Raw genomic sequence first — 12,190 nt, 5'->3', positions numbered from 1 at the left:
CCCCCACAACTGTCTCTTCAGGGGTGACGGCAACCTCCACGTGATACTCCCGATCCCGCAGCGCATTTCGGCCAAAGTAGCTTTGTACACATTGACCTGCGTCAAGGCTTACAGCCCATCCCCGGGCTGACCTTCATTCCAATACCTTGGCCGCAGTGGTGTAGGGCAGGCCCAAAGTATCGGCTACGGCGCGGCAAGTGATTTTTCCATGGTGCACATTGAGCCCATTTCGCAAATGCACATCGTCGATCAACGCCCGTGGGAACCCTTTGTCTGCGAGCGCCAAGACGAATGGACGCGTTGCGTTATCGAGGGCAAATGTCGATGTTCTCGGTACCGCACCGGGCATGTTCGCTACGCAATAATGCACCACACCATCAATCACAAAGGTCGGTTGTGAATGTGTCGTTGGGCGAGAGGTTTCGGCGCAGCCACCCTGATCAATTGAAACATCGACAATGACGGAGCCGGGCTTCATAGCCGCGACAGTCCGCGCCGAAACGAGTTTGGGCGCGGCTCCGCCTGCGACCAAAGCGGCTCCGATGACCACGTCGGCCGAGCTGCAGAGTGCTTCGATTGCCTCAGCATGAGCCGTAACGAATCTGACGCGCTCGCCAAAAAGCCGCGACAGGCGACGTTGTGTCTCCGGGCTGCGTGCGGTGACGGTAACATTGGCGCCCATGCCGATCGCCATCTCCGCCGCATTGGTTCCGACAACGCCGCCACCGAGCACCACGACTTCGGCGGAGGGCGCGCCTTCGATACGACCGAGCAGGATGCCACGGCCCCCTTGGGGACGATGCAGGAAATATGCGGCAACCTGGGGCGCCATGCAGCCGGCGACTTTCGACATCGGCGCCAGCAGGGGCAGCTTTCCCGCCGCGTCAGTGACGGTTTCGTAGGCAAGAGCCGTTACGCCTGATGCCATGAGATCCCCGGTCTGATCGCGGTCGGGAGCCAGGTGCAAATAGGTGAAGATGATCTGGCCCCGGCGCAGTTGCTTCCGTTCGGATGCAAGCGGTTCCTTCACCTTCACGATCAGTTCGGCGTCCCGAAATATCCGATCGGCACGCGTGCTGATCTCAGCGCCAGCGGACATGTACTCCTGGTCGGCAATACCGGCGCCCGCACCCGCCATCGTCTCGACCGCGACCCGATGTCCCCTGGTTGTCAATTCCTTGACCGCCGCAGGAGTGAGGCCGACGCGGTATTCGTCCGTTTTTATTTCTTTCGGAACGCCGATGAACATGTTCGTCTCTATGTCGAGCAACAAACAAAGCCCCGTGGTATCATCGCTACCTCGACGCGCTTCCCCGAGACGGCGCCTAGGCGCGGGGATATCCCACGGTCTGCGCAAATGTCACGAACTGCTGGTCAGGCAACCTAAGGGCCTTCCCGAGCTTCGGACCGTCGACCGCTCCCCGAAACACGGTAGCGAGCCCTTCGGAGGCGCAGAACAAATAGACGTTCTGTCCGATGAAGCTGGCATCGGCGCAGGCGTAGAGACGGCGCTCTTCGGGAGTAACATCCGTCATACGCTCGCCATGGGCGACGTAGACCAGGTTGAGGGGCGCGGTTGCGACAAATTCCTGAAGACCTGTCTGCGCGCGAAAATCTTCCTTCACGTATGGTAGCAGTTTGTGGGTCTTCGGCTCATAAAGCCAGACCCCATCGGCCATCGCGAGATAGACATCGATCACCATGATATGGCGCCAATAGGGAACAGTTCGACCATCACTTGCCGGGCGATTGACGCCGAAGGCAGCCCACAACAGGTCGGACAGGATCTGCGCCGGAAGCGGCCGATCGGAATATTCGCGCGTGGAACGCCTCAGCTTGAGTGCCGTGGTCAATGATTGACCGCCTTCGCTTCGCGGCGGCGGCAAATCTTTCGGCTTGAGTTCCTGCGCAGCTACCACCGCGGGTGCCGCGGCAAGCGCCGCACTGGCGAGCATTCCAGCATTGGCCTGGCGTCGTGTCATCATCATATTCCCCTTGGCGGGAAACCCTGGCGGGCGAGCCGAACTGCCGAGAACCTATCCGCTCGGTGGTTTGTCTTTTCTTGCTGCGGTGTTTGGACAACTACCCGCCATTGTGCCGCTGGCTATTGATCCATCGCAAAACGGCGTTTTCCAGTTCAGCCAGATTTCTTGTTCCTTTCTCGAAGCAATAGCCATGGCCACCGCAAGGCAGGCGTCGCCGCGCGATCTCGCCCAAACTGGCAAAAAATCAAGCTGGATGAGCACTCTCATGCCTCAACATAGCATCCCGTTAGGCAAGATCTTCGGGATTCCGATTGGCTTGGATTACTCCTGGTTTGTGATCTTTGGGCTGCTCACCTGGATGCTTGCCGGCAGCTATTATCCCGAAGAATTCAAGCACTGGTCGCCGCTGCTGTACTGGTTGACGGGCGCGGTAACGGCCATCATGTTTTTTGTGAGCGTGCTGCTCCATGAACTCGGGCACTCTGTGGTGGCGCTGCGGTACAAGATTCCGGTGCGCAGTATTACACTTTTCATCTTCGGGGGTGTTGGTCAGATCGGAGCGGAACCACCTAGCGCCATCGCCGAGTTTTTTATTGCGATCACGGGTCCGCTCGTCAGTCTTGCCCTGGCGGTCTTTTTCTACGCAGCGCAGCCGTTGGTTGCTGGCATGGAGCCCCTGTTGGGTTTGGCCAGATATCTGGCCTACATCAATATGGCCCTGGTGCTGTTCAACCTGATACCGGGGTACCCACTCGATGGTGGTCGCGTCTTGCGGGCTATCGTGTGGGCGATCACAGGAGACATGGACCGGTCGACCCTCATCGCAGCTGCCGTCGGTCGGTTTTTTGCCTTCTTGCTCATTTTTGCCGGCGTCTGGCAGATGTTCAACGGCAATTTTGGTGGGGGGCTTTGGGTTGCGTTCATCGGCTGGTTCCTCGACAATGCGGCTTCCGTCCAGATGCAGCAGGCGACGTTTAAGGGGCTGCTGACAGGCCATCGCGTCGCGCAAGCCATGAGTACACACTGCGCCATTATTCCGGAAGATCTGACGCTCCAGCAATTGGTAGACGAGCATATCCTGGGTGGCGGGCAACGCAGTTTCCTCGTTAACCGAGGAGGCCAAACCGTTGGTTTGATAACCTTGCATCGGATCAAGGAAGTGCCGCGTCCCGAATGGGCGACGACAAGCGCCGCTCAGGTCATGCTTCCCTTAGAACAGTTGAAATGCGTCGATCCTGATACCGAGCTGTGGTCCGCCCTCGAGAAGATGGACCGGAACGGAGTCAACCAAATGCCCGTCATCCGGGATCAGCGTGTCATCGGTATGTTAAGCCGGGAAGACGCCATAACTTTCCTGCGTACGCTTCAGGAATTTGGAACCTTGCCGGCACAACAACCGAAGCTTGGGAGGTCGTAGCGACCCCGAGGCCACGAAGCTGCACTCTAAACGTAAAGTGTCTGCCGCAACCCAGCGAATCGCTTCAACCGCGACGCTCTGCTCACCGGTCGAAAAACCCCTTGAGCCAGCAAGAGGTGGTTTCAGTTTCCGGAATAGCATGGCAGCTCAGATTTCCTAAAGCACAGATCAGCCCAGCCGGACTTGCAGCCGATGGACGGCGCCGTCGTCCTTGAGCGTGATCAAGAGCGGCCGCGCGGTGATCGCCGTGCCATCGAGCTCCGCCACCGCGACGCCGCGCTGCACGCTTTGCGGGTTCTCGACCATGATCTCGTAGCGTGACGCGCCGTGCCGGAGTGCGATTTCGAAACGGGGCCAGGACTTGGGAATGCAGGGGTCAAGACGCAGGGCACCGCCCTCGATACGAAGTCCAAGGATGCTCTCGACGCCAGCGCGCTGCATCCAGCCGGCCGAGCCCGTGTACCAGGTCCAGCCGCCGCGCCCGACATGGTCGGAAGCGGCGTAGACGTCGGCGGCGACGACATAGGGCTCCACCTTGTAGCGGTGCATGTCGATGCGCGTGCGGGCGTGGTTGATCGGATTAAGCATCCAGAAGAGCGCTGCCGCCTTGTCGCCGTCTCCGAGGCCTGCAAAGGCCATCACGGACCAGAGGGCGGCATGGGTGTACTGACCGCCATTCTCGCGGACGCCCGGCGGATAGCCCTTGATGTAACCGGGGTCGAGCGGCGAGCGGTCGAAGGGCGGCGTGAACAGCAACGCCAACCCGTCGTGGTGCAGAATCAGCTCGCGGTCGACGGCCCTCATCCCTTGGGCCGCACGGTCGGGCCGCGCCGCGCCGGAGATCACCGCCCAGGATTGGGAAATAGAGTCGATGCGGCACTCTTCGTTCGTCGCCGAGCCGAGCGGAGTGCCGTCGTCGAACCAGCCGCGCCGATACCAGTCGCCGTCCCAAGCTTCACTTTCCAGGGAAGTCGTCAGCGCCCGCATGTGCTCCCGCCAGTTCGCCGCCCGCGTCGCGTCACCGCGCGCATCGGCGACGGTTGCGAAGGCTTCGAGAGTGGCGTGCAACAGCCAGCCAAGCCAGACGCTCTCGCCCCGGCCGCCTTCGCCGACGCGGTTCATGCCGTCGTTCCAATCGCCGCCGCCGATCAGCGGAAGACCATGGTTGCCTGTCGCAAGGCTCGCGTCCAGCGCCCGGGCACAATGCTCGTAGAGGCTGGCGGTCTCGTCCGAGATGGTCGGCTGGAAGAAGCTGTCGCTCTCGCCCGGCTGCAGCGCCTGGCCCGTCAGGAAGGGGACGACTTCATCGAGCACGAGGGCGTCGGCGGTGACTCTCACATAGTGCGCGACGGCGTAGGCGAGCCACACCCGGTCGTCCGATATGCGCGTGCGCACGCCCTGGCCTGAGTGCGGAAGCCACCAGTGCTGGACATCGCCCTCGACGAACTGGCGGCTCGCGGTTCTGAGGAGATGTTCGCGGGTTATCGATGGGCGGATCGTGGCGAGCGCCATGCAGTCCTGCAACTGGTCCCGGAAGCCATAGGCGCCGCTGGCTTGGTAGAAACCTGACCGCGTCCAGACGCGGCAGGCGAGCGTTTGGTAGGCAAGCCAGCCGTTGAGCATGATGTCCATCGACCGGTCCGGCGTCTTGACCTGGACTGCGCCGACGATCTCATCCCAAAATCCACGGATCTCGGTGAGCACGGCGTCGAGGTCCGCCTGACGGTAGCGGGCGATCAGCGACTGCGCCTCCGCCTCGTCCTGGGCGTCGCCGAGGAAGAAGACGATTTCGACGACACCGTTCGGCTCGATCTCGACCGTGGTCTGGAGAGCGGCGCAGGGATCTAGTCCGGAGCCGACCCGCCCCGAAAGCGGCGTCCCGTTGACCAGGGCCGCCGGCCAAGCGAGAGCGCCGTTGCGGCCGATAAATTCTCGGCGATCACCCGTCCAGCCCGTTTGGCGTCCGGCCAGGTCCGCGAAAGCGGAGCGCCTCGCGAAGGCCGGGTTCCACAGGTTGTTTGCAAGCATCGCCCCGCTTTCCGGATCGATGCGCGTGGTTATCGATGGCGCCGCCGCGCCGCGGGACGCGCCGAGAACCCATTCCACATACGCTGTCACCGACAGCCGTCTGGTGCGGCCCGAAAGATTGCGCATTCTCAAGCGCGAGATCTTCACCGGATCGGCGAGCGGCACATACTCGAGCAGCTCCGCGGCGATGCCGTGCGAGGCGTGCTCGAAACGGCTGTAACCCCATCCATGCCGCGCCGAATAGGTAGCCGCTTCGTCCCGGATCGGCAGCGCCGTGGGGCTCCAGAGAAGTCCGGTCTCCTCATCCCGAAGATAGAAAGCCTGGCCCGGTTGATCAGTGACCGGATCGTTGGACCAAGGCGTCAGCTGATGCTCGCGGCTGTTCACGGACCAGGCGTAACCGCCGCCTTCCGCGGACACCAGGAAACCGAAGGTAGGATTGGCGATCACGTTGATCCACGGCACCGGCGTCGATTGGCCCGGGCCGAGGATCGTCACGTACTCGCGACCGGCCTCGGCGAAGCCACCCAGGCTGTTGAAGAACTCCACGCCAGGCGGCCGTCGCGAGATTTGAAGCTCGGAAGCGGGCGGAACACGCTGTGCTGTGACCCGGGGCCAAGGCCTGGCTTCGGGCGCGCGCTCAAGCTGATCGGCGATCCGTCCCCGCGCTCCCACCAGGATAACACGCGCGACGGACGCAAGAAGGCCGAGGGCCTCCGGCGAGGTCAGGTCGGTGCGCAGCATGAAGGTGTGCCCGGGTGGCCCATCTTCACCAATCTGGGGCCGGGACTGGCTGGCCCTCACCAGGGTCTCCAGCGCGGTCTGGAGATCCTGAACGTAGGAGGAGGCGAGCTCGTTGATGATAACCAAGTCCAACGCAAGCCGTTTCATCCGCCAATATTCCACCGCCTGGAGCGCCTCGCGCGCCACATTGAGTTGGTCGATGTCGGAGATGCGGACCAGGATGATCGGCAGATCGCCGGATATGCCCATGCCCCACAAGCCCGGCTGCCCACCACTCCCGCTTTCGATGGTTTCCGACGGCGCGCGGAGTACGGGCGCGGCGTAGACGAGGTGACCCGCCAGACGCTGGTATTGCCCGGCCTCGCCGCGAGTAATGCCGAGGTGGTGCAATTGCACCTGGGCTTGCGTCCAGGCGAGCGCGGCGGCGCGCTCGAAGGCGCCGACATCGTGGTGCTTGTCGGCAAGATCGAGGATCTCCTGGCGTGAGGAGGCGACCATTGTCCAGAAGTCGATCCGTGCCGTCGCGCCCGGCGCGATCCGCACCCGGCGGCGCAGGGCAAATATTGGATCGAGTACCGCACCGGTCGAGCCGGAGAGTGGCCGGCCGCCCATCACTGCGCCCGGCGCGCGAATGCTGCCGCCACGACCGAGGAACCGCGCGCGATCGGTCTCGAACTCGCGCTTGCCCGCCGCTACACCGTCGACAACCGCCAGGTGCGCAGCCCAGACCTGAGGCTCCGCGGGCGCCCGCCGTCGCCTGGTCGCCAATACGGCGCCGAGGCCGGCGAGATGCTCGGTCTCGGTGAACAGTTTCGAGAACGCGGGGTGTGTCACGTCTGCGGCCTGCGACGCCAGAGCCAGTTCGACGTAGGAAGTCACCTCAATCTCGCGTAGTTGGTCGCCGAGGTTGGAGATGGTTACGCGGCGCACTTCCGCATCGTCTTCGGCGGAAACCAGCACCGACAAGTTGGTCACCAGCGCCCCGTCCCGACGCGTGTACTCGGCGCGATCCTCGTTGTAAGTGACCTCGTACGCTTCAGGCTCGGTACCGATCGGCTGGTAGGTCGCCGACCAGACCTTGCCACTCGCGATCTCCCTCAGGAACACGTACGAGCCCCAATCGTCGCAGGTGGCGTCCTCTCGCCAGCGCGTCACAGCCAGGTCGCGCCAGGCACTGTAGCCGGACCCGGCCGCCGTAAGCATCACGGAGTAACGGCCGTTCGACAGCAACTGCGTGGCCGGCGTAGCGCTGTACGGGCTGGCCTTTCGCCAAGTGCCAGGTCCTTCGACCTCGCGGATCCTGGCCGCCGACATCGCTTCCGAGATCAACGGCGGAGTCGCCGTGACCTCGCGTGGCACGCACTCCTGCAGAAGCAACTCTGTCGCTTGAACCATCGGCTCGGCATGGAAGCGGTTTCGCATCACGCCGTCCAGCAGGGCATCGGCAATCGCGGTGATCGTCATGCCTTGGTGGTGGGCCATGAAAGCGCGCACAACGGCAACGCGATCTCCGTCCGGGACCCGGCCTCGCGTGAAGTCCAGCGCCTCGTAGAAACCGTAACGGCCGCGGGCGCCGAGGGCCTCGAGGCGCTCGAAATTCTGCGCGGCGGCCTGAGGATCAACCATGCTCGCCAGGGCGGTGGCGTAGGGAGCGACCACGGCATTGTCCGCCAGCCCTCGCTTCAGGCCGAGACCTGGAATGCCGAAATCGGAGTACTGGTAACTGAACTCCAGATCTTGCGCGTTGTATGCGGACTCCGAGACGCCCCATGGCGCCCGCATCGTCGCTCCATGCTCGATCTGGCGGCGGACAATCAGCCTATTGGTCTGCTCGATCAGGCTCTCGGCCGGCGCCCTCATGACGATGGAAGGCATCAGATACTCGAACATCGAGCCCGACCACGAGATCAGTGCTGCGCCATTTGCTACCGCAGTTACCGCGCGGCCCAGCCGGAACCAATGCCGTGCCGGCGCGTCCCTCTTGGCAATGGCCAAGAAGCTTGCGAGCCTTGCCTCCGAGGCGAGAAGGTCATAACAGCGCGGATCGAGCTCGCCCTCGGAAGCCCTATAACCGATTGAGAGTAGCAGCCGGTCGGGGTCGAGCAGAAAGTCGAACTCCATCGACAGCGCCGTCGACCGCGCTGCTTTCTCCAGCGATTTCAGCCGCGCCTCCAGCGAGGCTGCGCGAGGCGCGCTGAGATCGCTCCGGTGACTTTCTATGCATGCACCCACCGCATCCGCCCAGAACTGCAGGTCCGCACCCGCCTGGTCGCTTTCTTCGAGAACGGTCTGATGGACGACGTCAGCCAGGATCGCGGCCTGTTCGGAAAGCTCCGCGAGCCGCTGTTCGATATCAATGGCGCGGGCGCTCGCCTGAAGCAGGCTAGACGCTAGCCGTGCAATCTCGTCATCGAGCCGCCGCCATGACACCGCCTGCGACTTGCGCAGGCCGCGCAACCGGCGAGCCTCGTCCCGGACCAGGTCGAGAGCATCCGCCACGCCCTGGATGCGCTGCTGCTCTGCGATGACCGAGGTGCTCCACTCATGGCATGCGTTGGCGAGCGCGATCAGATGTCCAGCAAGATTCCCGCTGTCGACCGAGGACACGTACTGCGGATCGAGCGGACGCAGGTCACGTGTATCGTACCAATTGAAGAAGTGGCCCCGGTGCTTCGCCAGCCGATCCATGGTCGCGAGCGTCGCCTCGAGCCGCTCCACACCCTCGAGGGTCCCGATCCATCCGAAGTCCCGTGCGCACGCTACCGACAACAAATAGAGGCCGATATTGGTCGGCGATGTGCGATGGGCTACCACGAACTCGGGAGCTTCCTGGAAATTGTCGGGCGGCAGCATGTTATCGGCCGGTGTGATGAAGGCCTCGAAGAAGCGCCATGTCCTTCGGGCGACCAGGCGCAAACCATGCGCGTCGGTCTCGGCCAGCGGACGGCGGCCCAAGACCCGAGGCGACAGGCTCGCCCAAAGGGCGACGGCCGGAGAGGCGAACCAGGCGGCCGCGAACACGGCGGCCAAGGGCCACGTTTGTCGTCCCCAGAACCCAGCCACCGCAATGGCCATCGCACCGATGACCAACGCCCCCGACATCCGGCGATAGAAATGCAGCATCCGCGGACGCGGCCCGAACGCGGCGTGGGCCGCAGGGACCCATTCGAGAAGGTTGCGGCGCGTAACCGTGAGCCGTACCAGGGTGCGAACGATTGCGTCACCCATCAGCCAAGCCTGGTGAGCCAGGAAGACGATCATCAGGCCAGACTGGATAAGCGCAAGGCGCAGCTCCGTGCCCAGAGCCCGGACATGACTACGCAGCGTCACGCCGGGACGGCGCGGTGCGATCTCCGCGATCACGGGAATGAGCGGAGGCAGAACGATCGTCGATAGAATGAAACCGGTCCAGACCGCCGCTTCTTCAAGCGGCATGGCCCATCCTGCGATCAGGGCCACAACAACCGCCGGCGCAGCCAGCGACCGCCGCAGGTTATCGAGCATCTTCCAGCGGCCGATCGCGGGAATCCCCGGCAGCGGCCGATGATCGGCCCGTCTGGGCCCACGTCCCAAGAGCCAAGGTAGCAGCTGCCAGTCGCCTCTCGCCCAGCGGTGGTGGCGAAGAGCGGCAACGTCGTAGCGAGGAGGAAAATCCTCCACCACCTCGACATCAGAGGCCAGGCCGGCGCGGGCGAATATCCCCTCGAACAGATCATGGCTGAGGAGCGTTGATTCGGGCACGCGTCCGTGTAGCGCCGCCTCAAAGGCGTCCACGTCGTAAATACCCTTGCCCGTATAGGAGCCTTCGCCGAAGAGGTCCTGATACACGTCCGAGACCGCCGCGGCGTAGGGGTCTATGCCGGTTGCGCGAGAGAACACGCGCAGAAAGAACGAGCCTTCGCGCCCCACCGGCAGTGCAGGCGTGACCCTCGGCTGCAGGATACCGTAGCCTTCGACGACTCGCCCCAGATCTGCGTCAAAGCGCGGCCGGTTCAGTGGATGCGCCATCTTGCCGATGAGTCGTCCGACCGTCTCGCGCGGGAGCCGCGTGTCCGCATCGAGCGTAATGACGTACCGCACATCATTGGGTACAATGGGGGGTGCCACGAATGTGGTGTCCTTGGCGCCCCGCAGGAGCCGATTGAGCTCGCACAGCTTCCCGCGCTTTCGTTCCCACCCCATGCAGCAGCCTTCGCATTCGCTCCACACGCGCCGCCGATGCAACAGCAGGAAACGGTCGCCGCCCGGTGCAGGTCCGTAGCGTTGGTTCAGCCTCGCGATGCCGTCTTTCGCAGCGGCCAGCAGCTCGTCGTCGCCGTCCTCGTGCTCGCCTGGCGCATCACGCCAATCGGACAGCAGTGCGAAATGAAGATCGCCCTGAGCGCTCGCCAGGTAGTGGATCTCGAGCCGGCCGATCTGCTCCTCGATTTCCTTGAGCGAGGTCAGTAGCGTCGGCACGGCGACAAGCGTGCGCAGGTCTGTGGGGACTCCGCCACGCAGCTCGAGGGCGGGCAGCAAGGTGGCGCGGAAGCCTCGGGTGACGAGGTAGTTGACGACCGCAACGGCCAAGTCGATCGCTGGTACGAATCCGAGAATTCCGAACAGCAGCAACCATCTCCACTCCAGGCCACCCAATGCGGCGACAGACAGCGGAACGGCCAGCAGGCCGGCTGCGATGATCGCGCCGGAGCCGACATAGCCGCCGATTCCCAGCGCGCGATAGGTTAGTCGCGGCCAGCCCAGCGGAGACGACCTGAAACCGATCGCCGCTTCAAACTTGGCTCGCCCGCCCGCGATCAAATAGTAACCGGGATCTGTCAGGCGGACGTTGCCGTCGTCGACACTCGCTTCGAACGCGCGCCTCGCCATCTCCACTGCCGCGTGGGCTATCTCCAATTCGGTGAGTCCACAGCCGCGAGCGAGGTGTTCGACGGCGGCGCGATAGAGATTGCGCGACGGGAAATCCATATGCTCGAAGGCGCTGCCGGCCTTGAAGACGTCATCGACCAGGCTGACGCGCTCGAACAGCTCCGTCCAATCGACGTCGGTGATGAGGCGCATGCTGGTGATGATGTTGCGCACGGTGACGCTGCTGGCGACCTGCCTCTGGTGCTCGCCGCGGACGACGGCCTCGGCAGTCGTTCCCTGCCAGGCCAATTGCTCGTCGAGCCACTCTAACGCCGGCGCAATGCTGGGATCCTGATCGCGCAACCGATGGACCAACTGCATCAGAAAACTGTCCGGGAACATGGTCTGTGGATGCGGCGGCAGGACGGCCTCGGCTGGTTCGACAACGCGGCCGCCAGTCCCCAGCAAACGGTCCGCCACGACGTCCGCGGCGCCGCGCCCGGCCCGGCTGTCGACGACGCGCTCGGCGATCCGCCTGAGGTTCTCGACGAGCACGATGCGCAGGGTGGTCGCCACCGCCCACAGTTCGCCGATGCTCAGCGGCTGCACTTCCTGATACGCGCGCAGGTAGCGGCGCAGCACCTCCGGGTCGAAGAGACTGTCGGTGTGCGCCACGTACGCCCAGGCCACGCCGAGCACGCGCGGATATCCCGCGAAGGGTCCGCTGGCGAGCTTGGGCAATTGCCGATAGTAGCCGGGCGGCAGATCGACCCGGACCTCGCGGATCTGCTTCTCCACCACATGAAAATTGTCGATCAGCCACTCGGCTGCGGGGGTGATGGCCGCCCCCGCATCGACAGCCTTGGCGACGTCGCGGTAGGCTGCCAGAAGCACAGCCTCATTATCGGCGAGCCTCGTCGTCAATGAGAGGCCCTTCACGTGGTCGGGCATCACGGCTTGCGCGGTGGCAAGGCTGCGCGCGTGTTCTTCAAGCCGCTCGACACTAAACAGTTCGGCCCGGATGGGAGCTCCGTCGTCCCACGGCGGGGGCGGTCCACGTGCCCCGAGCCATTGCCGAAACCGCAAGCTCAGCGCACTCTTGAGGCGCGGTCTGCGTCGGCCGAAGTCATCGATCTCGACAAGCATGGTCTTGCGGCCCTTCGACTCT

Annotated in this window: 4 protein-coding genes; 1 reads left to right on the top strand and 3 read right to left on the bottom strand. The window is 63.7% G+C overall.

What is annotated here, in order from left to right; genetic code table 11:
* Window positions 1-133 precede the first annotated feature (133 nt).
* Both ald and WCE35_RS14655 read right to left on the bottom strand, forming a co-directional pair.
* Entirely contained in the window at window positions 134-1,249 is a 1,116-nt protein-coding gene (gene ald / locus WCE35_RS14660) for an alanine dehydrogenase (RefSeq protein WP_424594061.1), read from the bottom strand.
* A gap of 76 nt (window positions 1,250-1,325) precedes the next feature.
* Complete coding sequence (locus WCE35_RS14655) at window positions 1,326-1,853, bottom strand: nitroreductase family protein (protein ID WP_424594060.1); 528 nt, start codon at window positions 1,851-1,853, stop codon at window positions 1,326-1,328.
* 43 nt (window positions 1,854-1,896) lie between these two features.
* On the opposite strand from WCE35_RS14655, the gene WCE35_RS14650 reads away from it, so the two are divergent.
* Entirely contained in the window at window positions 1,897-3,402 is a 1,506-nt protein-coding gene (locus WCE35_RS14650) for a site-2 protease family protein (protein WP_424594059.1), read from the top strand.
* Window positions 3,403-3,570: 168 nt separating this feature from the next.
* Here the strand turns inward: WCE35_RS14650 and WCE35_RS14645 are convergent, their stop codons facing one another.
* On the bottom strand, window positions 3,571-12,168 hold the full coding sequence (locus WCE35_RS14645) for a GH36-type glycosyl hydrolase domain-containing protein (RefSeq protein ID WP_424594058.1): 8,598 nt from the start codon (window positions 12,166-12,168) through the stop codon (window positions 3,571-3,573).
* Window positions 12,169-12,190: the final 22 nt, after the last annotated feature.

Source organism: Bradyrhizobium sp. (assembly GCF_049691595.1).
Taxonomy (GTDB): domain Bacteria; phylum Pseudomonadota; class Alphaproteobacteria; order Rhizobiales; family Xanthobacteraceae; genus Bradyrhizobium.
The sequence above is the reverse complement of the archived record's forward strand: the minus strand, read 5'-3'. Positions and strand labels throughout refer to the sequence as shown.